This is a genomic window from Amycolatopsis samaneae (assembly GCF_039541975.1).
Taxonomy (GTDB): domain Bacteria; phylum Actinomycetota; class Actinomycetes; order Mycobacteriales; family Pseudonocardiaceae; genus Amycolatopsis; species Amycolatopsis samaneae.
In genome coordinates this window covers 130,397-151,857 of record NZ_BAABHG010000010.1, presented here as the reverse complement: position 1 = coordinate 151,857, position 21,461 = coordinate 130,397, and the positions used below count along the sequence as shown (strand labels likewise).

At 69.3% G+C, this 21,461-nt stretch carries 16 protein-coding genes; 4 read left to right on the top strand and 12 right to left on the bottom strand.

Annotated features, from left to right (window positions below):
• Positions 1 to 72: 72 nt before the first annotated feature.
• Both ABD987_RS26515 and ABD987_RS26510 read left to right on the top strand, forming a co-directional pair.
• On the top strand, positions 73 to 729 hold the full coding sequence (locus ABD987_RS26515) for a cupin domain-containing protein (protein ID WP_345399252.1): 657 nt from the start codon (positions 73 to 75) through the stop codon (positions 727 to 729).
• Between the two features lie 56 nt (positions 730 to 785).
• Positions 786 to 1,646, top strand: a complete 861-nt coding sequence (locus ABD987_RS26510; protein WP_345399249.1) for a LysR family transcriptional regulator — start codon at positions 786 to 788, stop codon at positions 1,644 to 1,646.
• A 26-nt stretch (positions 1,647 to 1,672) separates the two neighbouring features.
• On the opposite strand, the gene ABD987_RS26505 is transcribed toward ABD987_RS26510, so the two are convergent.
• The 7 genes from ABD987_RS26505 to ABD987_RS26475 form a co-directional block, all read right to left on the bottom strand.
• Positions 1,673 to 2,203, bottom strand: coding sequence for a DinB family protein (locus tag ABD987_RS26505; protein ID WP_345399246.1), 531 nt, complete (start codon positions 2,201 to 2,203; stop codon positions 1,673 to 1,675).
• 47 nt (positions 2,204 to 2,250) lie between these two features.
• Positions 2,251 to 2,856, bottom strand: a complete 606-nt coding sequence (locus ABD987_RS26500; protein WP_345399243.1) for an FMN reductase — start codon at positions 2,854 to 2,856, stop codon at positions 2,251 to 2,253.
• 15 nt (positions 2,857 to 2,871) lie between these two features.
• On the bottom strand, positions 2,872 to 3,963 hold the full coding sequence (locus ABD987_RS26495; protein ID WP_345399240.1) for an LLM class flavin-dependent oxidoreductase: 1,092 nt from the start codon (positions 3,961 to 3,963) through the stop codon (positions 2,872 to 2,874).
• A gap of 112 nt (positions 3,964 to 4,075) precedes the next feature.
• Positions 4,076 to 5,005, bottom strand: a complete 930-nt coding sequence (locus ABD987_RS26490; RefSeq protein WP_345399237.1) for a hypothetical protein — start codon at positions 5,003 to 5,005, stop codon at positions 4,076 to 4,078.
• 207 nt (positions 5,006 to 5,212) lie between these two features.
• Positions 5,213 to 6,481, bottom strand: coding sequence for a heparan-alpha-glucosaminide N-acetyltransferase domain-containing protein (locus tag ABD987_RS26485; RefSeq protein ID WP_345399234.1), 1,269 nt, complete (start codon positions 6,479 to 6,481; stop codon positions 5,213 to 5,215).
• The gene (locus ABD987_RS26480; RefSeq protein ID WP_345399231.1) at positions 6,478 to 7,146 is read right to left on the bottom strand and encodes a BPL-N domain-containing protein; all 669 of its coding nucleotides are present in this window, start codon (positions 7,144 to 7,146) and stop codon (positions 6,478 to 6,480) included. The genes ABD987_RS26485 and ABD987_RS26480 overlap by 4 nt, the downstream gene beginning before the upstream one ends.
• The gene (locus tag ABD987_RS26475) at positions 7,143 to 11,066 is read right to left on the bottom strand and encodes a Pls/PosA family non-ribosomal peptide synthetase (protein WP_345399228.1); all 3,924 of its coding nucleotides are present in this window, start codon (positions 11,064 to 11,066) and stop codon (positions 7,143 to 7,145) included. The genes ABD987_RS26480 and ABD987_RS26475 overlap by 4 nt, the downstream gene beginning before the upstream one ends.
• A gap of 719 nt (positions 11,067 to 11,785) precedes the next feature.
• Here ABD987_RS26475 and ABD987_RS26470 point away from each other — a divergent pair.
• On the top strand, positions 11,786 to 13,837 hold the full coding sequence (locus tag ABD987_RS26470) for a DNA gyrase/topoisomerase IV subunit B (protein WP_345399225.1): 2,052 nt from the start codon (positions 11,786 to 11,788) through the stop codon (positions 13,835 to 13,837).
• Between the two features lie 30 nt (positions 13,838 to 13,867).
• The gene (locus ABD987_RS26465) at positions 13,868 to 16,357 is read left to right on the top strand and encodes a DNA gyrase/topoisomerase IV subunit A (RefSeq protein ID WP_345399222.1); all 2,490 of its coding nucleotides are present in this window, start codon (positions 13,868 to 13,870) and stop codon (positions 16,355 to 16,357) included.
• 65 nt (positions 16,358 to 16,422) lie between these two features.
• Here ABD987_RS26465 and ABD987_RS26460 read toward each other — a convergent pair whose 3' ends face one another.
• From ABD987_RS26460 to ABD987_RS26440, 5 genes are read right to left on the bottom strand one after another with little or no spacing between them, the layout of a single operon-like run.
• A complete protein-coding gene (locus tag ABD987_RS26460; RefSeq protein WP_345399219.1) occupies positions 16,423 to 17,664 on the bottom strand; it encodes an acyl-CoA dehydrogenase family protein in 1,242 nt (413 codons plus the stop codon).
• Positions 17,661 to 18,530 (bottom strand): SDR family oxidoreductase, encoded by an 870-nt coding sequence (locus ABD987_RS26455; RefSeq protein ID WP_345399216.1) that lies wholly within the window; start codon positions 18,528 to 18,530, stop codon positions 17,661 to 17,663. Before ABD987_RS26455 ends, ABD987_RS26460 begins: the two co-directional genes overlap by 4 nt.
• The gene (locus tag ABD987_RS26450; protein WP_345399213.1) at positions 18,530 to 19,399 is read right to left on the bottom strand and encodes a MaoC/PaaZ C-terminal domain-containing protein; all 870 of its coding nucleotides are present in this window, start codon (positions 19,397 to 19,399) and stop codon (positions 18,530 to 18,532) included. Before ABD987_RS26450 ends, ABD987_RS26455 begins: the two co-directional genes overlap by 1 nt.
• Positions 19,399 to 19,833, bottom strand: coding sequence for a type II toxin-antitoxin system Rv0910 family toxin (locus ABD987_RS26445; RefSeq protein ID WP_345399210.1), 435 nt, complete (start codon positions 19,831 to 19,833; stop codon positions 19,399 to 19,401). The genes ABD987_RS26450 and ABD987_RS26445 overlap by 1 nt, the downstream gene beginning before the upstream one ends.
• A gap of 20 nt (positions 19,834 to 19,853) precedes the next feature.
• Positions 19,854 to 21,044, bottom strand: coding sequence for a lipid-transfer protein (locus tag ABD987_RS26440; protein ID WP_345399207.1), 1,191 nt, complete (start codon positions 21,042 to 21,044; stop codon positions 19,854 to 19,856).
• Positions 21,045 to 21,461: the final 417 nt, after the last annotated feature.

The following is a 21,461-nucleotide window of genomic DNA, read 5'->3' as shown; positions in this document are numbered from 1 at the left end:
CCGGTTCACCCACGGCGCGGAAAATCGTAAGTACCGATAACCGAGGAATTCGCAGGTGAAAGGCAGGAACAAATGTCGGAAATCAGCAGGCGTGGCGCACTGGGCGCGGGGGCCGCCGCGGTGGCCGCCGCCGGGCTGGCCGCGACGGGCGGCGTCGCGCGGGCGAGCACCCCGGCGAGCGGCGCGCTGCCACCGGCGGGCGGCGCCGCGTCGCCGTTCCTGTTCTCGCTGAACAAGAGCGCGCCCACGGTCTTCAACGGCGGCACCCTCCGTGGCGCCGACAAGGACACCTTCCCGGTACTCACCGAGGACCAGAAGGGATCGGTCTTCCTGATCCATCTCGACGTCGGCGGAATTCGCGAGCCACACTGGCACCCCACCGCCTGGGAACTGAACTACGTCATTTCCGGTACGGCGAAATGGACGATTCTGGGCACACACGGGGACAAGCACTACCACAACTCCGAATTCGTCGCCCACCAGGGCGATCTGGTTTTCGCGCCGCAGGGTTTCTTTCACTACTTCGAGAACGGCAGCAAGACACAGGGGCTCGACGTGCTGGCCGTCTTCAACACCAGCGTCGGTGAGCCCGCCGACGACATCGGCATCGTCGGCGCGCTGAACTCGCTCCCGCGCGACGTGCTCGCGGCGACGTTCGGTGTGCCCGAATCGGCGTTCCAGGGGGTCCCGAAGAAGATCGAACCGATCGTGATCACCAAGCGCAAGTAGGCAGTGGCTCCCAGCACACTTCGTGTCCGGTCGGACACCGATGGTGGTAAGCCGGAATGGTGATCGATCCGGTGCTGTTGAGGACCTTCCTCGCCGTCGCGGATTCCGGCGGCTTCAGCGAGGCGGCGCGCAGGCTGGGGCTGGGCCAGTCCACGGTCAGCCAGCACGTGCGGCGGCTGGAGTCGCTGCTGGGCCGCGAACTGTTCGTCCGCGACACGCACCGGGTCGCTCTCACCGGCGACGGCGAGGTGATGACCGGTTTCGCCCGTGATCTCCTGGAACGGCAGGATCGGGCGATCCGGTACTTCGCCCGGCCGGAACCGAGGGGCCGGGTCCGGCTCGGGGTCTGCGAGGACCTCGTGCTCTCCCGGCTGCCGGAGCTGCTCCGCCGGTTCCGGCGCGGGCACCCGCTGATCGATCTCGAACTGACCGTGGAACTCAGCGGGGTCCTCCACGAGCGGCTCGCCGAGGGGAAGCTGGACCTGATCTTCGCCAAGCGCGGCCCCGACGAAGGCGGCCTGCCGGTGTGGACGGACACCCTGTCCTGGGCCGGTGCGCCCGGGCTCTGCCTCGATCCGGCCGAACCCGTGCCGCTCGTGGTCTACCCGGAGCCGAGCATCACCCGCGCACGGGCGCTGGAAACCTTGCGGCGCAACGGGTTCCGCTGGCGCGTCGCGTGCACCTGCACGCATCTCAACGGGCTGCGCGCCGCGCTGCTCGCCGGGCTCGGCGTCGGCCTCTTCGCGACCTCGATGGTGCCGCCCGGCCTGGCCGCACCGCCGACACACCTCCCGGATCCCGGCGAGGTGGTGTTCGGGCTGGCCGGCCGCCGCCCGCTCACCCACGGGCCGATCGCCGCGCTGTCCGACCTGATCCGCTCGCATCCGTGGGCGGCCCGGCCGGAACCCGTCCACTGACCACAGTGGACGTCCCTTGTGGACACTTACTCGCCCACCGTACCGTCGATCCGTTCACGCAGCAGGTCGGCGTGACCGTTGTGCCGGGCGTATTCCTCGATCAGGTGCGTCAGCACCCAGCGTAGGGAAACCGCCCCGAGTCGCGGAGAGTTTCCGGTGACATCGAGATCGGACGCCTCCGCGACGAACCGCTCGACGAAGGCGACCTCCGCCCGCCAGCACTCCCACGCCTCGGCGACAAGCGCGGGATCCGCCTCGGCACCGGCGAACCCGAGGTCGTCGTCGGTATCGAACAGTCGCGGCGTCTCCTGTCCCGCCATCACCCACCGGAACCAGCCGCGTTCCACCTCGGCCAGGTGGCGGATCATCCCGAGCAGCGACAGCGAGGAAGGCGGAACGGCCCGGCTCGCCAGCGCGGCGGCTTCGAGACCGGCACACTTCAGCTCGAAGGTTTCCCGTTGCTTGCGTAGAAACCCGACGAGTGTGGCGCGCTCATCGCCCCTCGGCGGCGGAACGATCCGGGGATCCTCGTCGGCGTCGGAAGACCTGGCGGACATACCCGCCATCCTCGGCGACCGCGGCGAGCCGCGCCACCTGTTTCCCGCTACTGCCCGTCCGTGCCCGCGAGCAGTTGTTCGAAGGACACGAACGGCTCCTGTACCGGGCCCCCGGTGGCCGGGCGCCCGGCCACCAGCGCCGCGAGCTCCCCGCCCGCGCGTTCGACACGCTTCTGCAACGCGCCGAGCGCGTCCCCGCCGCCCCAGTCCGACGACGCCGCGTAGACCCCGGTCGGCACCGGATTCGCCCGCAGGTAGCCGAACAACGGCCGCAGCTGGAGATCGAGCACCAGCGAATGCCGTTCGGTGCCCCCGGTCGCGCCGAGCAGCACCGGCTTCCCTTCGAGCACGCCCTGATCGAGCACGTCGAAGAAGGACTTGAACAGTCCGCTGTAGGACGCGGTGAACACCGGCGTGACCACGATCAGCCCGTCGGCCTTTTCCACGGCGTCGATCGCCGCACGCAGCTTCGGGGCGGGAAAGCCGGTGAGCAGGTTGTTGGTGACGTCGACGGCGAGGTCGCGCAGCTCGATCACCTCGACGCCCGCGTCCCCGAGCGCGGCCACGGTGGCCGCGGCCAGCCGGTCGGCGAGCAACCTGCTCGACGAGGGCTGGCTGAGCCCGGCGGTGACCACGGCGAGTGTGCGTGTCATGACTCGACCTCTTTCTTAAGCCAGTGCCTTTTCGGCCTCGTGGGCTGCCTTGAGCGAAGCGTGCGTCGGCGCCTCGGGGACGTGCGCGGGCCGCTTGGCGTCGAACTCCTCGCGCAGCACCGGGAGCACGTGCTCGCCGAGCAGGTCGAGCTGTTCCAGCACGGTCTTGAGCGGCAGGCCGGCGTGGTCCATCAGGAACAGCTGGCGCTGGTAGTCGCCGAAGTGCTCGCGGAAGCTCAGCGTCTTGTCGATCACCTGCTGCGGGCTGCCGACGGTCAGCGGCGTCTGCTCGGTGAACTCCTCCAGCGACGGCCCGTGCCCGTACACCGGCGCGTTGTCGAAGTACGGCCGGAACTCGCGCACCGCGTCCTGGGAGTTGGGCCGCAGGAACAGCTGCCCGCCGAGCCCGACGATCGCCTGGTCGGCCTTGCCGTGCCCGTAGTGCTCGTACCGCTCGCGGTAGAGCTCGATCAGGCGCTGGAAGTGCTCCTTGGGCCAGAAGATGTGGTTGGCGAAGAAACCGTCGCCGTAGTAGGCGGCCTGCTCGGCGATCTCCGGGCTGCGGATCGACCCGTGCCAGACGAACGGCGGCACCTCGTCGAGCGGGCGCGGCGTCGAGGTGAAGCCCTGCAACGGGGTGCGGAACTTGCCGGACCAGTCGACGACGTCCTCGCGCCACAACCGGTGCAGCAGGTGGTAGTTCTCGATCGCGAGCGGAATGCCCTGTCGGATGTCCTGCCCGAACCACGGATACACCGGGCCGGTGTTGCCGCGGCCCATCATCAGGTCGACGCGGCCCTCGGCGAGGTGCTGGAGCATCGCGAAGTCCTCGGCGATCTTCACCGGGTCGTTCGTGGTGATCAGCGTGGTCGAGGTGGACAGGATGAGCTTTTCGGTGCGCGCCGCGACGTACCCGAGCATGGTCGTCGGCGAGGACGGCACGAACGGCGGATTGTGGTGCTCACCGGTGGCGAACACGTCGAGGCCGACCTCTTCGGCCTTGAGCGCGATACGGACCATCGCCTTGATCCGCTCGTGCTCCGAGGGTGTGGTGCCGGTGGTCGGGTCGGTCGTGACGTCGCCCACCGTGAAGATCCCGAACTGCATGACCCGCTCCTTTCCATCTACTTGAGCGCTCAACTGTAATCGCGCAAGAGATATTCCGGAGCGGGCCCCTCCCGGGCCCGGGATGACCGGCGTCACACCCGGGCGGCGCGGGTCAGGTGGTGCAGTTCTTCTGGGTGTCGGTGCGGACCTGCCTGCCGGTGAACTCCTGGAGGATGGCGAGGTTCTCCGGGGCGTAGTTGGTCGCGGTGATCCGGTCGGCGTCCGGGCTGCCCAGCTTGCCCTTGAAGGGCGCCGACTTCTCCAGCCAGTAGGCCGTGCGCAGGAACTCGGTCAGCACGAACTCGCGCAGCTTCGGCTCGTTCTTGATCTGTGCCCAGTAAGCGGCGTGGTTGCTCTTGGCCACCCGCAGGTAGAGCAGCAGGTAACGCAGGTTGGTGGCGGCGATGTCGCGGGCGTTGCTGGCGCCGATGCCCTTGATGTACTCCTGCACCACCGTCACCGCGGGCAGGCCCATCAGCCCGGCGTTCAGCTCCGCCGTCACGCCCTGGAGGTGATAGCCGCCCTGGGTCTGGTCGCGCAGGTAGATGCCGTCCATGGAGTCGCTGAGCCGATCCTTGATCAGCGGCAGGATCTCCCGGCGCGGAAAGCCGTCGTGCAGCGGGATCTTCAGGTCCTGGCGGGCGGCGGTGATCCACGCCGAGGTGTACTGGTTCCACGAGGTCCGCGACCCGTCGAGGTCCCACATGTGGGTCTCCTCGTGGATGGCCACCATCATCGACTCGGCCATCGCCTCGAAACTGTTCTTCTGCACGAACTGGTCGAAGTACTGGTCGTTGGCCTGCGCCACGGCCAGCCCGCGTCCGCTCGGCCAGCGTCGCTCGTACATGGCCTGCAGGGTCGGCAACCAGTTCGAGCCGGTGAAGCGCGCCTTGAGGTCACTCACGTCCGCGGTGGGATTCGACGGTTCCTCGTAGCAGTACGGCGCGGCGGGTCTCGGGGCTGGCGTTGCTGCTGCGGTGCCCGCCATCGGCGCCAGCGCGAGGAGCACGGTCACCATGGACAGGACGCGGATGCGGCTCACGGGGGACCTCGGTTTCCGAGCGGCCGCCCGGTGGGCAGGGCACGACCGGCGCCGCTCTCGTCGTCGTCACCAGGAGCGTATGGACCGCCACACCCCGCCGCCCAATCCCATTTCGCCATAACATCCCGTTCGCCCCGGCCCGGTGCGATGGTCCGTGAATGCCACATTGAGGGACTCTGAGTCCCTCAATGTGGCATTCACGGACCACTACCGATCGGCGGAGCGGGCCGGTGCGGGGACACGCAGGACGGTCGCCATCGCGCCGATCGGCGGGGGCGGGCCGTCGGGCACGCGGGGAACGGATGAGCGGGTGACCAGCCGCCGCGCGCGGACGCACAGGAACGACACGAGCGCTTCCAACGGACCCTTGCCCGCCGTGGCCCGCCAGGCGAGCCCGATCAGCAGCACCGCGCACACCTGGAGGCAGTACCCGAGCACGGCGTCGTAGGTGTCGTAGTCGGAGTTGATGAACATGAGGTGCACGGTGTAGAGCGTCAGCGTCATGCTCCCCGCCGCGGCCAGCGGCGCCAGCACGATCCGCACCACGCGCCGCACGTGCCGCTGCGTGACGTGCCCGAGCAGCAGCAGCGCGCCGAGCAGCGCGACCGCCGTGCCCGTCGTGCCGACCAGGTCCGGCGGCGTGCTGGTGTGCGGGGCGTCGACCGCGAGCCACCACCAGGTCTCCGTCGGCACCGTGCCGTCCGCGCCGAAGCGCAGCACGTCCGCGGTCTCCGCCGTGGTCAGGAAGCTTTCCTTCTGTGCCAGCCAGATGTGCAGCGTCCCGCCCCAGCGGTCGAGCAGCAGCGACGAGGTCACCGCGGCGCCGACCGCCAGCACCACCCCGGACACCAGCAGCCCGGCCGCGACCTTGACGCTGGACAGTTTCAGCCTGCCGATCACGATCCCCACGGCCAGGTACACCAGCCACGGCAGCGCCGGGTACTCGCCGGTGACCGTGAGTTCGGAAAGCAGCGAAAGCGGATGGTGGAACAGGTAGCTCCACGTCGGGTTCAGCAACGTCGGCTTCGGCAGGTGCGGCAGCCAGAAGTGCATCAGCACCGGCACCCCGCCCGCGAGCGCCGCGGCGGCGACGGCGACCAGCCACGTCGGCAGGAACACCAGCGGGATCGCGAGCAGGAACATGACGCCGTAGTAGGGCAGGATCACCGCGGCGATCGACGCGTCGGTGTAGCCGAGCGTCAGCCCGATGACCGCGATCGCCAGCGCGCGCGTCGCGAGCGCCACGATCTGGCCGCGCGCGTCCGCCCTGCCCACCCGGCGACGCCCGGTCAGGAACGCGATCGTCACGCCGGCCAGCACCGCGAACGCCGCCGCGGCCCGGCCGCCGAACATCGTGAACGACAACGTCGGCGCGCCCGCCTCCGTCGATTCGTACAGCGAGTGCACGGCCATCATCCCGACGAGCGCGATCCCGCGGGTCGCGTCGATCGCGACCAGCCGCCGCTTCTCCGTCACCGCGACATCACCGCGTCGACGAGCGCCAGCCCGAGTTTCGTCCCGGACCGCCACGGCACCGAAAGCCCGGCGTCGGTGAACCAGTCACGGGTCGCCTCCGGGTGCGGGCCGACGACGCCGACCGTGCCCGAACCGAACGGCGTCACGACCGCCGCGATCTCGCCGTTCGAATACCGGGCGACGACGTCGGCCTTCGCGCCCTCCTTGAGCCAGAAGTACGGCCCGTCCTGGAAGAACAGCTTGCGACGCCGCAGCAGCCCCCAGCGCACCTTCACCAGCGTGTTGCCGTCGTGGTCCACGGTCGCGCCGTCGCTTTCGATGTACTGGTCGGTGTCGCCGGGCAGCAGGCCGAAACCCGGGGTCGCGCCGGCGAGGTAACCGCCGAGGCAGAACCCGAGGTACGCTCCGCCCCCGGAGACGAAGTCGCGGATCTCCTCGCGCCGGTTCTTCAGGTGCGGGTAGGAGTCCTCCAGCGTCCCGCCGCCCGGCTGGGCGTAGAGCGCCGCCGCCTCCAGCGACTTGCGCTTCAGCGGGACGTCCCCGCCGGGCCCGACGTACTGGACCCGGAACCCGTGCCTGCTCGACCGCAGCAGCTCCGCGACCGCCTCCGGGCAGCCCTTCGTCGTCGCCGGACCGCGGTAGACCAGCGCCAGTGGCTTGCTCACGAGACACCCGCCTTCGCCATCGTGACGACTCCCTGCGCCGGGATTCCCCGCCATCGCGTCCCGTCCGGCAACTGCTCACCCTTCATCAGCAGGGACAGGGAACCCAGCGAGGTCTCCTTGCCCACGACGGCGTCGTACAGCACGATCGCGCGGGTCCCGACGGTCGCACCGGCCTCCACGGTCACGTACGACATCTTCATCACCCGATCCTCGAAAAGATGTGTCTGGAGCGAACTTTCCGTGCCGACGGTCGCGTCGTCGCGGACGCGGACCAGGTCGAACTCGGTGAGGTAGGTCGTCCCGATCCAGGTGCGGCGGCCGATGTCCGCGCCGAACCAGCGCAGGATCGGCGGCAGGAACGGGGTTCCGACGAGCATGCCGACCCCGGCGGGCACCGCGGCCGCCTCGTACAGCCCGGTGGTGAACTCGGCGTAGCGCACGAACCGGCTCCACAGCGGCTCGACCCGCGGCCGGTACGCGCCGACCAGGTTCCGCTTCGTCGCCGCGCAGTACCCGATCGTCGCCAGCCCGACCGCGATCGCGACCAGCGGCGAGACCAGCGCGGGCAGGTAGAGGTAGTTGCCCTGCGCCAGATCCGACAGGATCGTCAGGTAGAGGTAGAAACTCAGGCCGAGCACGGACGCGGGCAGCGTCGCGCGGAAGAACTCGATCATCAGCCGGTGGGCCACCACCCGGCGCGGCGGCGCGAACGTCTGCTCCTCGGCGAAGTCCCCGCTGTCCTGCCGTTGCGGCAGGTGGATCGCGGGCGAGCCCAGCCACGAGGTGTCCTCCGGGACGCCTTCGTAGGGCGGCACCGTGCTGACGCCGACCAGTGAGCCGTCGCCCATGCTCGACCCGGCGGGCACGAACGCCGCGTTGCCGACGAACGCGCGGCTGCCGATCTCGGTGGGCAGCAGGGCGATCCGGCCGTTGGCGAAGGTCGCGCAGCCGACGCTCGCCATGTCCGCGACGAAGCTCTCCTTGCCCAGTGTCAGCAGGTCCGGGTCGATGTGCCCGGCGGTCGAGACCTCGGCGCGGCTGCCGACCTTGGCACCGAGCAGCCGAAGCCACGGCACCGTGTAGAGCGTGGCGTACAGCGAGTTCGTGAACGTCAGGCTCATTTCCAGCAGCTTGTCCGAAACCCACTTCCGCACGCCGAGCGCCGAACGCACCGGGAACACCCCGACCGGCGCCTGCCGCAGCACCATCCGTTTGCCCAGCGCGACGACCACGCACACGGTCAGCACGAACACCGGGCCCGCGAAGATCGTCGCGAGGACCCCGGCGAGCACGCCCCAGCCGAGCAGCGCCCACCACACCAGCGCGACACCCGGCACGATCATCGCGATCGCCAGGAACTCCAGCCAGACCAGCCCGGCCAGCGCGGCAGCGAGGTGCCTCGGCTTCCAGCGGCCCGGCTCGCCACGCGCGTCGAGCATCACCTCGGCGGCAGGCTCCAGCGCCGTCGCCGGCTGCGCGGGCGACCCGGACCAGCGATCGCCCGCCGGGACGATCTCCTCCTGCCCCAGCACCGACTGTTCCCCGACCGCGGCCCATTCGCCGACGGTGGTGCCCGGTTCCAGCACCACGTTCGCGCCGACGAAGGCGCCGTCGGCGACGGTGATCGGGGCGACGGTCACCCAGCCGTCCTCCACCCGCCACGGCCGCAGCACCGCGCCGTAGCCGAGGGAGACGTCGTGTCCGATGTGGACCATCGAGGGCAGGCTGATCGAACTCGTCGCGATGGTGCTGTGCCTGCCGACGCGCGCGCCGAGTACCCGCAGGTAGAGCGTCATCATCGGGGAGCCGGACAGCACCGGGAGCGGACCGATCGCCAGCAGCATGTCCAGCGTCCACAGCCGCAGGTAGGTGGGCCCCCACAACCGGTACCGGCCGGGCCTGATCCCCAGCGACAGCGGACGCGCCACCAGCGGCGGCACGATCCAGCGCACGCCGAGGTAGCTGACCAGGATGGCGACCAGCAGCTGCACCAGTACCCGCACCGAGACCTGGCCGTCGTTCTGGGTGTACACATAGGACACCGGAAGGCAGATGACCAGCAGGAGCAGGTAGATCGCGACGAGCTGGGCACCGCCCGCCGCGGCGATCCGGCGGGCGCTGTGCCGGATCGGGGCCGGGCGCGGCGCGGCCGTCACGGGTTTCCCGCCCGCTTCCCCCAGCCGCGCGGACAGCGCGCGCACGGTCGGGTTCGCGTACAGGTCGCGCACGGCGACCGAAGCACCGGCGTCGAGCTCCCGCAGCTTCGAGACGACCTGGGCGGCCAGCAGCGAATGCCCGCCGAGGTCGGCGAAGAAGTCCGCCGTCACCGACAGCTGCTCGGGTTCCAGCCCGAACACCGCGGCCCATGCCGCGCGGACCCGGGTCTCCAGCTCGCCCTCGGCCTCGACCACCGGGCCGGTGGCGACGGTGAGCCGTTTGCCGGCGGGGAACGGCAGCTTGGGCCGGTCGACCTTGCCGCTGGGCATCATCGGGAGCGCGGGCAGTTCGTCGAGGTAGGCGGGCACCATGTAGGCGGGCACCCGCTTCCGCAGCTCCTCGTGCAGCCGGTGGACCAGCTCGTCGCGCGGCTCCTCGGCATCGGCGCGCACGATGTAGGCGACCAGTTCCTTGGCGGCGTCGGCCGGTTCCGGCGGGGCGATCAGCGCGACCACCGCCTCGGCGACGGCGGGATCGGCGAGCAGCACGCTCTCGATCTCGCCGAGATCGACGCGGTAACCCCGGATCTTGACCTCGGCGTCGGCGCGGCCCAGGTATTCGATTTCCCCGTCTTCGGTATAACGGCCGAGGTCGCCGGTGCGGTACAGCCTGCCGCCGTCGCGGGCGAGCGGATGCCGGAAGAACTTGTCGGCGGTCAGCTCGGGACGCCCCACGTAGCCGCGGGCGACGCCAGGACCGCCGAGGCAGATCTCGCCGACCTCCCCGAACGGGACCGGATTCCGTTCCTCGTCGAGGATCAGCGCCGAGTAGGTGGGCAGCGGCTTCCCGATCGTCACCGGCCGCCCCGGCAGCAGCTCGCCCCAGGTCGCGGTCACGGTGGCCTCGGTGGGGCCGTAGGTGTTGAGGATCCGGCGGTAGGGCTTGGCCCAGCGCTCGACGAGTTGCTGCGGGCAGGCCTCGCCGCCGACCAGCAGATTCCGGATGCCCGGCAGCTCCCGCGGCAACGTCGCCAGCAGCGTCGGGACGCAGTAGAGCGTCGTGATCCGCTTGTCCTCCAGGAAGTCCGCGAGCTCCGCGCCGAGCCGGCGCGAGTCCGTCGGGCCCGCCACCAGCGTCGCGCCGACGGCCCAGGTCGGCCAGATCTCCTCGATGGAGAAGTCGAAGGAGATCGTCATGCCCTGGTACACGCGGTCTTCCGGCCGCACGTCGTACACCTCGGGGACGACGTCGAGGAAGTTGCAGATGCTCGACTGGCCGACCTCCACCCCCTTCGGCCGCCCGCTGGAGCCGGAGGTGTAGATCACATACGCGGCCGGGTCCTCCGCCGGATCGGGCGGCGGGCGGGTGTCCGGGGCGGCGGCCAGCTCGCCGGCGACGAGGTCGAGCACGAGCAGCTCGGTGCCCGCCGCCGCGGCCTCCCCGGCGTTCGGCGCCAGTTCCGACGAGGTGATCAGCAGGTCCACCGCCGCGTCACCGGCGATGTAGGCCACCCGGTCCGGCGGCGAGGCCGGATCGATCGGCACGAACGCCGCGCCCGCCTTGCCGACCGCGAGCAGTGCCGCGTAGGTGTCGAAGCCCCTCCGCAGCAGGATCGCCACCCGGCGGCCGCCCGCGACGCCCCGCGCGCGCAGCACATGGGCGAGCCGGTTCGCTCGGACGTCGAGCCCGGCGTAACTCAGCGCATCCTCCTCGTGCTCGACAGCGATCGCGCCAGGTACCCGCTCCGCGGTGGTCTCGAACACGTGATGCAGACGTCTTCCCGGTGCCGGAGCGGCGTCGCCGCACACCCGGACCGTAGTCTCCAGTGTCGTCACGCCACGCCCACAGGAAACTCACAGAAATAGCGCACGAAAATCCCCTTTAGCCAAGTCAAGGCGCCTTCATCGGATTGACTACACGCATGTCGTCCATTTCATACGAAGGCGTTACAGTCAGGTAACCACAGCTCTCGCCCGGCAGCCAAGCTCGCCAGGCTAACTCTTCTCAAACTGCGAGAACCAACTTGCACGGGGCGCTGTTGGCATCTCGTAACTTCCCTGTACAGCAAGAACTCGCTGGATCCGCGCCTTTCGGTCAATCCCCATACCCGGCGACCCCTAACCGCCCGAGATCACCCTTTTGGCCGCTGTTTACCGAACTACGAAGCGTCACCCGAGAGTGTCTGTGAAATTCACACGAAAGCACTGATAGACCCGTTCAAGCGAACATGAACAAGTTTCGTAACACCTTCTTGATCAATTCCGGACGATGGTCGGGCCGAGTGTGCCCGCGCCCCCTCGGCACCCCTCCCGGCGCGCCGCCGCCCGCCCGCCGGGCGCGGGCCGCCCCCGGGTCCCGCGCCACTCCAGGGACCGAGTGCGCGAAAGCTGTCGGGGTCGCCGGATATCCTGCGTTACGGTGTCCCGCTGGACACCACACCCCGAACAACGTTCGCGAGCCACGATCCGGGAGAGCGACCCCTGTGACTGCTGAGACCTTGTACGGGGCCGACGACCTCACGCATCTCGAAGGACTGGAAGCGGTCCGCAAGCGTCCGGGGATGTACATCGGCTCCACCGACAGCCGCGGTATCAACCACCTGTTTTCCGAGGTGGTGGACAACTCCACCGACGAGGGTGTGGCCGGGCACGCCGCCCGCGTCGTGGTGACCCTGCACGCCGACGGCAGCGTGCAGGTGGACGACGACGGGCGCGGCATCCCTACCGGGACGCACGCGAAGTCCGGTCTGTCCGGTGTCGAACTGGTGCTGACCCGGCTGCACGCCGGCGGCAAGTTCGGCGGATCCGGGTACAAGACCTCCGGCGGCCTGCACGGCGTCGGCGCGTCGGCGGTCAACGCCCTGTCGCACCGCTTCGACGTCACTGTGAAGCAGAACGGCAAGGTCCACCAGATGTCGTTCGCGCACGGCGTGCCCGGCACCTTCGACGGGCCGGGGCCGAAGGCGAAGTTCACCCGCCGCTCCGGCCTGACCGTCACGGGCAAGATGAAGCGCGGCGAGCGGAGCGGCACCTCGATCCGTTACTGGTACGACGCCCGCTACTTCGAGTCCGGTGCCGCGCTCGACGTCGAGGCCGTGCGCGCGAAGCTGCGCAACACCGCCTTCCTCGTCCCCGGCGTGACCTACGTGCTGCGCACCGCGGTGGACGACTCGATCAGCGAGGAGACCTTCCACTTCCCCAACGGGGTCAAGGACATGGTCGACTTCCTCGCCCCCGCCGGGGACAAACCGGTCTGCGGGACCCTGCTGATCAGCGGCGAAGGCACCTACAAGGAGAACGCCGCCGACGCCAGCGGCGTCATGCAGTCCAATGTGGAGCGCCAGGCCGAGATCGAGGTCGCGCTGCGCTGGGGCACCGGCTACGAGCGCACGGTGGAGTGCTTCACCAACACCATCCGCAACGTGCACGGCGGTACCCACCGGCGCGGGTTCGACCGGGCGGCGCTCAAGGCCCTGCAGGACGCGATCGGCAAGACCAGGGGGCTGCTCAAGCCCAAGGAGGACATGCCGACCATCGAGGACGTGCTGGAGGGCATGACCGCGGTGATCCACGTCCGGCTGCCCGAACCGCAGTTCACCTCGCAGACCAAGGACGAGCTGTCCACCGCCGGGATCACCCGCGTCATCCAGGGCATCGTCGACAAGCACCTCAGGGCGTGGACCGAGGACCGCAAGACCAAGTCCGAGGCCAAGATCGTCCTGCAGAAGGTCGTCGACGCCGCCCGCGTCCGGCTCACCCAGAAGCAGCAGAAGGACGCCGCCCGCCGCAAGACCGCGCTGGAGGGCGCGGCCATGCCGCCCAAGCTGGTCGACTGCCGCACCACCGGTGTCTCGCGAAGTGAGATATTTCTCGTGGAAGGGGATTCCGCCCTCGGCTCGGCGCGGATGGCTCGTGTCTCGGAATACCAGGCGCTGCTGCCGCTGCGCGGCAAGATCCTCAACGTGCAGAAGGCGAGCCTGGGCGACACGCTGAAGAACGCCGAGATCGCGTCGATCGTCCAGGTGCTCGGCGCCGGCAGCGGCCGCACCTTCGACCTGAGCACGATGCGCTACGGCCGCGTCATCCTGATGGCCGACGCGGACGTCGACGGCTCCCACATCAGGACGCTGCTGATCACGTTGTTCGCCAAGTACATGCGGCCGGTGATCGAGGACGGCAGACTGTACGCGGCGATGCCGCCGCTGCACAAGCTGGTCACCAAGGGCCGCAACGCCGAGACGATCTTCACCTTCACCCAGCGGGAGATGGAGACGAAGTACGCCGAGCTGGAAGCGGCGGGCAAGCAGATCGTCACGCCGGTGCCCCGGTTCAAGGGCCTCGGCGAGATGGACGCCGACGAGCTGTGGGAGACCACGATGAACCCGGCCACCCGCGCGGTCCGCCGGATCACCCTCGACGACGTCGAAGCAGCCGAGAAGGCCCTGGAACTGCTCATGGGCGAGAAGGTCGAACCCCGCCGGAACTGGCTGGTCGAGTCGTCCGACCGAGTCGACCGCGAAGCCATCGACGCCTGATTCGCCAGTGCTACCAAGGAGTTCTGATTAATGGCACGCCGCAAGGCTCCCACCACCCGCGTCGATCCGGCCGCGTTCGACCAGCCGGGCGCACAGGTCTTCGACAACCCGCTGAAGACCGAGATCGAGGATTCGTACCTCGAATACGCGTACTCGGTCATCCACGCGCGTGCGCTGCCGGACGCGCGGGACGGCCTCAAGCCGGTGCACCGCCGGATCATGTTCTCGATGCAGGAGAACGGCTACCGGCCCACCCACGCGTACGTGAAGTCGTCCCGCGTCGTCGGCGACGTGATGGGCAAGTACCACCCGCACGGCGACACCGCGATCTACGACGCGATGGTCCGTCTCGCCCAGGACTTCTCGCTCAACGTCCCCCTGGTCGACGGGCACGGGAACTTCGGCTCCCCGGACGACGGCCCGGCCGCCTCGCGATACACCGAGGCGCGGCTCTCGCCGCAGGCCATGCTGCTGGTCGGCGAGCTGGGCGAGGACACCGTCGACTTCCGGCCCAACTACGACGGATCGCTGGAAGAGCCGTCGGTGCTGCCGGCGGCCTTCCCGAACCTGCTGGTCAACGGCACGTCCGGGATCGCGGTCGGCATGGCGACCAACATGATCCCGCACAACATGGGCGAGGTCATCGCGGCGGCGCGCTGGCTGATCACGCATCCGAACGCCGACCTCGACAAGCTGATGGAGTTCATCCCCGGCCCCGATCTGCCCACCGGCGGCACGCTGCTGGGCCTGGACGAGGTGCGCAAGGCGTACGAGACCGGCCGCGGCGTGGTGCGGATGCGCGCCCGCTGCGAGACCGGCCCCCTGGAGGGCAGCCGCGGCAGGCAGGCCATCACCGTCACCGAACTGCCCTACGGCGTCGGGCCGGAGAAGGTGATCGAGAAGATCACCGACGAGGTCAACAAGTCCAAGCGGCTCACCGGCATCGCCGACGTCAAGGACCTGACCGACCGCGAGAACGGCACCCGGCTGGTGATCGAGTGCAAGGTCGGGGTCAACCCGCAGGCGCTGCTCGCCGACCTGTACCGGCTCACGCCGCTGGAGCAGTCCTTCGGCATCAACAACCTCGTGCTCGTCGACGGCCAGCCGCGGACGCTGGGGCTCAAGGCGCTGCTGGAGGTCTTCCTGCGGCACCGCTACGAGGTCGTCACCCGCCGCACCCGCTACCGGCGCCGCAAGCGCGAGGAGCGGCTGCACCTGGTCGACGGCCTGCTCGTCGCGCTGCTGAACATCGACAAGGTGATCCGGCTGATCCGGGAGAGCGAGAACGCGCAGGCCGCGAAGGACGGCCTGATGAAGCGGTTCAAGCTCTCCGAGATCCAGGCGCAGTACATTTTGGACACTCCGCTGCGGCGGCTCACCAAGTACGACCGGCTGGAGCTGGAGTCGGAGCAGGACAAGCTGCGCGAGGAGATCGCCGAGCTGTCCAAGATCCTCGACGACGAGACGGTGCTGCGGAAGGTCGTGTCCACCGAGCTGGCCAAGGTCGCCAAGGATTTCCCGACCGAGCGCCGTACGGCGCTGATCGACGGTGACCTCAAGGAGGTGCTGGCCGCCTCGAAGCCGTCCGGCCCGCTGGAGATCAGCGACGACCCGTGCCAGGTGATCCTGTCCGCCACCGGGCTGGTCGCGCGCACCGCGGCCGAGTCCGAGGAGTCCTCGGAGGCCCGGCGGCGCAACGGCCGGGTCAAGCACGACGCGGTGGCCGCGGTGGTCCATACCACCGCCCGCGGTCAGGTCCTGCTCGTCACGAGCAGGGGCCGGGCGTTCAAGACCGACGTGCTGCCGCTGCCGGTGCTCCCGGAGCAGGCGGGCACGGTGTCGCTGCGCGGCGGGATGGCCGCGCGCGAACTGGTCCCGCTGGAGAAGGGCGAGCGGGTGGTCGGCATCGCCCCGCTGGGCGAGCAGGCGGCCGGATCGCCGGGGCTCGCGGTCGGCACGCGGCTCGGCGTGGTCAAGGTGTGCGCGCCGGAATGGCCCGTGCGGTCCGACGAGTTCGACCTCATCACGCTCAAGGACGGCGACGAGATCGTCGGCGCCACCTGGCTCACCGACGGCAACGAGACGCTGGCGTTCATGTCCTCGGACGCCGCGCTGCTGAAGTACCCGGCCTCGCTCGTGCGCCCGCAGGGCATCAAGGGCGGCGGTATGGCCGGGATCAACCTCGGCACGAAGGGCGCGGTGGTGGTGTTCTTCGGCGCCGTCCGCACCGACGACGACGAACACGGCGAACCGATGGTCATCACGGCCACCGGCGCGAGCGTGAAGGTGACGCCGTTCAGCGAGTACCCGGCGAAGGGCCGCGCGACGGCGGGTGTCCGCGCACAGCGGTTCCTCAAGGGCGAGACCGGGCTGACCGTGGGCTGGGTCGGCCCGCGCCCGGCGGGCGCGGCGAAGAACGGCGACCCGGTCGAGCTGCCCGAGGTCGACCTGCGCCGCGACGGCTCCGGCCACGCCCACCCCGGCCCGGACGTCGTCGGCCACCTCATCGAACGCGACTGACGTGCTCTGAAGGCCACCTTGAGGAACTTGAACGCCCTCAAGGTGGCCTTCAGAGACTTGGACCTTCAGGCCCCGAGTAGCGCCTTGGCGATGTGGGTCACCTGGATCTCGTTGCTGCCGGCGTAGATCATCAGCGACTTCGCGTCCCTGGCCAGCCGTTCCACCTGGTACTCGGCCATGTACCCGTTGCCGCCGAACAGCTGCACCGCCTCCATCGCGACCTCGGTGGCGGCCTCGGACGAGTAGAGCTTCATCGCCGAGGCCTCCGCGAGCGTCGGCGGCTTGCCCGCGCGTGCCGCCTCGATCGCCTGGAACACCATGTTCCGCACGTTGATCCTGGCGACCTCCATCTTCGCCAGCTTCAGCTGGATCAGCTGGAACCGCCCGATCTCCTGGCCCCACAGCCTCCGGCTCTTCGCGTAGCCGAGACACAGCCGATGACATTCCTCGATGATCCCGAGCGACAGCGCCGCGACCCCGATCCGCTCGGCCGTGAAACTCGCCCGCGCGCTGTCCCGCCCGTCGCCACCCCTGCTCTCCTCGAACTCGCCGAGCAGCCGGTCCGGGCCTAGCTTGACATTGTCGAAGAACAGCTCACCGGTGGGCGAGGACATCATGCCCATCTTCTTGAACGGCTTGCCCTGCGTCAGACCGTCCATTCCGGACTCAAGGACGAAGGTGAGTACCTTGCGATCCCTCGAATCGGCGCCGTCGCCCTCGTCCAGCTTCGCGTAGACGACGATGACGTCCGCGTACGGCCCGTTCGTGATGAACGTCTTCTGTCCATTGAGGACATACCCGTCGCCGTCGCGACGGACGTGGGTCTTCATCCCGCCGAACGCGTCCGAGCCGGAGTCCGGTTCGGTGATCGCCCACGCGCCCACCTTCTCGAAGGTGACCAGCCCTGGCAGCCAGCGTTCCTGCTGGGTCAGAGTGCCCTTCGCCTGGATGGTCTGCGCGGTGAGCCCGATGCTCACGCCCATCGACGCGACGAGCCCGAGACTCACCCTGGCCAGTTCGGTCGCGGCGATCAGGGCCAGAGACTCCTGACCACCGAGCCCACCACCCGCACCGGAGTCCTTCTCCGGCGCCTCGCCCGAAGCCTTCGCCCGTGCCCTGGCGAGCTGTTTCTCCAGCGCCTCGGCGGCCATCGCGCCGACCCCGAAGGAGGCGAAGAACTTCCGGATCAGGTCGTAGGGCGGCAACTCACCGCTCTCCAGCTCCGCGGACACGGGCCGGATCTCCTTGTCGACGAACTCGCGGATCGCGTCCCGGATCAGCAGTTCCGTCTCGGACCACTCGATCATGGCAACCGCGCGGCGATGTCGTCGATGCGCCAGGGACCTTCGGTCTCGATGGTCTTGACGTCGTGCCAGCCCGCCAGCTCCGAGATCGCGCCGCCCTGCACCGCGAACACCTTGCCGGTGATCGGGCACTTCTCGGTGGCCAGGTACGCCACCAGCGGCGAGATGTTGGCCGGGGAGAACGCGTCGAACTCGCCCTCCTCGACTTCCTGGGCGAAGATCGCGCCCATCCCCGGCGTCGCCAGGGTGAGCCGCGTCCGCGCGATCGGCGCGATCGCGTTGGCGCGCACGCCGTAGCGTTCCAGCTCCTCGGCCGCGACCAGCGTCATCGCCGCGATGCCCGCCTTGGCGGCCCCGTAGTTGAGCTGTCCCGCGTTGGGCAACGTCGTCCCGGACGCCGACGCGGTGTTGATCACCGACCCGGCCACCGGCTCGCCCGCCTTGCTCGCGGCCTTCCAGTACGCCGCCACGTGGTGCAGCACCGCCGCGTGCCCCTTGAGGTGCACCGCGATCACCGCGTCCCACTGCGCTTCCTCGATGTTCGCCACGAACGCGTCACGCAGGATGCCCGCGTTGTTCACCACCACGTCCAGCCTGCCGAACTCGTCGACGGCCTGGCCGACCAACTCGGCGGCACCCTTCCAGTCGGCCACGCTCGAGGTGTTGGCGACGGCCTTCCCACCCGCGGCGCGGATTTCTTCGACGACCTCGTGTGCGGGCCCGGCGTCCGTGCCGCTGCCGTCGTTGCCGCCGCCGAGATCGTTGACCACGACGCTCGCGCCCTCGGCGGCGAACAGCAGCGCGTGCTCACGGCCGATGCCCCGGCCCGCGCCGGTGATGACGGCGACCCGCCCGTCCAGCGTTCCCATCAGCTTGTCCCTTCGGAGATCTCGGCCAGCCCGTCGGAGATCACCACGGTGTCCCCGACCCTGGTTTCGTACGCGTAGCTGGTGACGCCGTCCGCGGATCCGGCACGCCAGATCGTCGTGTTCAGGTCCTGGCCGGGCAGCACCGGTTTCGCGAACCGCACGGCGAGCCGCCGCAGTCTGTCCACTTCGGACGATCCGACCTCGGTCAGCAGCGCCCACGAGGTGAACGCCATGGTGCACAGCCCGTGCGCGATGATCCCGGGCAGCCCGGAGGCCTTCGCGATCTCCTCGTCGAGGTGGATCGGCATCGGGTCGCCCGCGGCGGGACCGTAGCGGAACGTCTGGTCGTCGTCGACGTGCTGGCCGACCTCGCCCACCGGGGCATCCGCGCGCAGCGTCTCGTCGAACTTGTGCTCCGGCGCCGGCTCGCCGCGTTCCTCGCCGGTGTCGAAGCCGCGGACGAAGAACATGACGTACTGCTCGTTGACGAGTTCGCCGTCCTCGTCGCGGGTTTCGAGGTAGACCGTGGCCCTGGTCCCCTTCGGCAGGCCCTGGTAACCGGTCATCCTGCCGCGCGAGACCAGCTTGTCCCCCGGCCGGATCGGGCGGTGGAACCGGAAGTCCTGCTCCCCGTGCAGGACGCTGCCGAACAACGAGGGCGGCACGACCTCCAGCGCGGGTTCCAGCAGCGACTGGAACACCGGGACGATCGCGAACACCGGGCTCGCGACGTCACCGGCCAGATGCCGCTCGATCGGGTCGTTGGTCGCCCTCGCGTACTCGGCCAGCCGCTCCCGGGTGACCTCGAACCGGTTCTCCTCGGTCCATTTGTCCAAACCGGACGGATCGAAGCGCAGTCCGTCCGCCATCAGGCGCCGACCAGTGCCTTGAACTTCTCCAGCGACTCGTCGAGATTCTTCTTGCCGTCCTTCTCGACGGCCTTGCCGAGCGCCCCGACGATCATCTGTCCGCTGAACTCCGCGTCGATGGCCGCCTTCGAGCCCGTGCCGGCAGCCTCGACCGACAGCCGGAAACTCACCTTGACCCCGGCCATGCCGGTGCCGGAGATGACCAGTTTGACCGGTGCCTCGAACTCGTCGACGGTCCAGGTGATGGTGTTCGGCATCCCGAGCATGGTGACCACCTCGGACGCCTGCGCGCCCTTCGAGAACGCGGCGGGGACCTCCCCCTTCCACTTGGTGTGGATGGTCAGCCACTTCTCGAAGTTGTTCGGGTTGGAGAACTCCGCCCACACCTTGTCCGGGGTGGCGGGGAGTTCGACCGACGCGCTGATCTGGCCCATGCTGTTTTCTCCCTTGAGTTTCAGCGCTCGGCGCGCTGGTAGGCGGTGACGACGGCGGCGCCGCCGAGCCCGATGTTGTGCTGGAGGGCGGCGGTGACGTGCTCGACCTGACGCCGCTCCGCGTCGCCGCGCAGCTGCCAGGTCAGCTCGGCGCACTGGGCGAGCCCGGTCGCGCCGAGCGGATGTCCCTTGGAGATCAGGCCGCCGGACGGGTTGACCACCCACTTGCCGCCGTAGGTGGTGGCCCCGGCGTCGACGAGCCCGCCCGCCTCGCCCTCGGCACACAGCCCGAGGGCTTCGTAGAGCAGGAGTTCGTTGGCGGAGAAGCAGTCGTGCAGCTCGATGACCTGGAAGTCCGCCGCGCCGAGCCCGGCCTGCTCGTACACCTGGCGGGCGGCCCGGACGTTCATGTCGTAGCCGATGATGTTCTTCGCCGTACCGTCGAAAGTGGACCGGAAGTCGGTGGTCATCGCCTGCCCGACGATCTCCACCGCCCGGCCCGCCAGCCCGTGTTCCTCCACAAAGGACTCACTGGCGAGGATCGCGGCGCCCGAACCGTCCGAGGTCGGCGAGCACTGGAGCTTGGTGAGCGGGTCGTAGATCATCCGCGAGTCGAGAATATCTTGCAGCGTATAGACATCCTGGAACTGCGCGTAGGGGTTGTTCGCCGAGTGCCGGTGGTTCTTCTCGCCGATCTTGGCGAAGTGCTCGGCGGTCGTGCCGTGGGTCTTCATGTGCTCGCGGCCCGCCGCGCCGAACATCCACGGCGCGGGCGGGAACAGCACCTCGGAGATCTCGGCGAGGGCCTGGAGGTGCCTGCCCATCGGCTGCTCGCGGTCGTCGTAGGTCGACCCGAGCGAACCGGGCTGCATCTTCTCGAAGCCGAGCGCGAGCACGCAGTCCGCGCGGCCGCCCCGGATCGACTCGGCGGCGAGGAAGAGCGCGGTCGAGCCGGTGGAGCAGTTGTTGTTCACGTTGAGCACCGGGATCCCGGTCATGCCCAGCTCGTAGACCGCGCGCTGCCCCGACGTCGACTCGCCGTAGACGTATCCGACGTAGGCCTGCTGGACCCGCTCGTAGCCGATACCCGCGTCTTCGAGGGCCTTCGTGCCCGACTCCCTGGCCATCTGCGGGTAGTCCCAGCCCTCGCGGCGGCCCGGTTTCTCGAACTTCGTCATCCCGACGCCGACGACGTAGACCCTGTTCGCCACCGCAGCACTCCCTCGACCTGGACGTGACCGACACCCAGAAGATACAAGCCTGACTGTATTTATCAACCCTCTCAGCGGTGAACCTGACCTTGAAGAGGCTGTTTCAGCAGGTCAGCGCACCAAGATTTACATACATCCCTGCACGCATGTAATCTCCTGGTCGAATGCCGTGAAGGACCCCTTCACAGCGCTTTTCCAGCCTGTGCGACGCGGTGGGCAGTACTTGCGCGGGCGGCCGGTGTGCCGAGGGACGCCCTTGGTGCGTTGGGTGCGACAGGGGCGTCCCTCGGTGCGGTGAGTGCACCGAAGGCGTCCCCGGGATCGATCGACTCGTGCTCCCGCACTGTGCGGGACGTCCCGAACGACGCGAGGGGAATGGTGACCGATGCTGTTGGCCTGTTCGGGGCGGGCCGGGTG

Excerpts from the sequence above, each read along its gene's own strand:
- ABD987_RS26515 (WP_345399252.1), top strand. The coding sequence starts at position 73 with ATGTCGGAAATCAGCAGGCGTGGCGCACTGGGCGCGGGGGCCGCCGCG.
- ABD987_RS26500 (WP_345399243.1), bottom strand. The coding sequence starts at position 2,856 with ATGACACGCACACTCGCCGTGGTCACCGCCGGGCTCAGCCAGCCCTCG.
- ABD987_RS26505 (WP_345399246.1), bottom strand. The coding sequence starts at position 2,203 with ATGTCCGCCAGGTCTTCCGACGCCGACGAGGATCCCCGGATCGTTCCG.
- ABD987_RS26460 (WP_345399219.1), bottom strand. The coding sequence starts at position 17,664 with ATGATCGAGTGGTCCGAGACGGAACTGCTGATCCGGGACGCGATCCGC.
- ABD987_RS26510 (WP_345399249.1), top strand. The coding sequence starts at position 786 with ATGGTGATCGATCCGGTGCTGTTGAGGACCTTCCTCGCCGTCGCGGAT.
- ABD987_RS26455 (WP_345399216.1), bottom strand. The coding sequence starts at position 18,530 with ATGGGAACGCTGGACGGGCGGGTCGCCGTCATCACCGGCGCGGGCCGG.
- ABD987_RS26495 (WP_345399240.1), bottom strand. The coding sequence starts at position 3,963 with ATGCAGTTCGGGATCTTCACGGTGGGCGACGTCACGACCGACCCGACC.
- ABD987_RS26450 (WP_345399213.1), bottom strand. The coding sequence starts at position 19,399 with ATGGCGGACGGACTGCGCTTCGATCCGTCCGGTTTGGACAAATGGACC.
- ABD987_RS26465 (WP_345399222.1), top strand. The coding sequence starts at position 13,868 with ATGGCACGCCGCAAGGCTCCCACCACCCGCGTCGATCCGGCCGCGTTC.
- ABD987_RS26445 (WP_345399210.1), bottom strand. The coding sequence starts at position 19,833 with ATGGGCCAGATCAGCGCGTCGGTCGAACTCCCCGCCACCCCGGACAAG.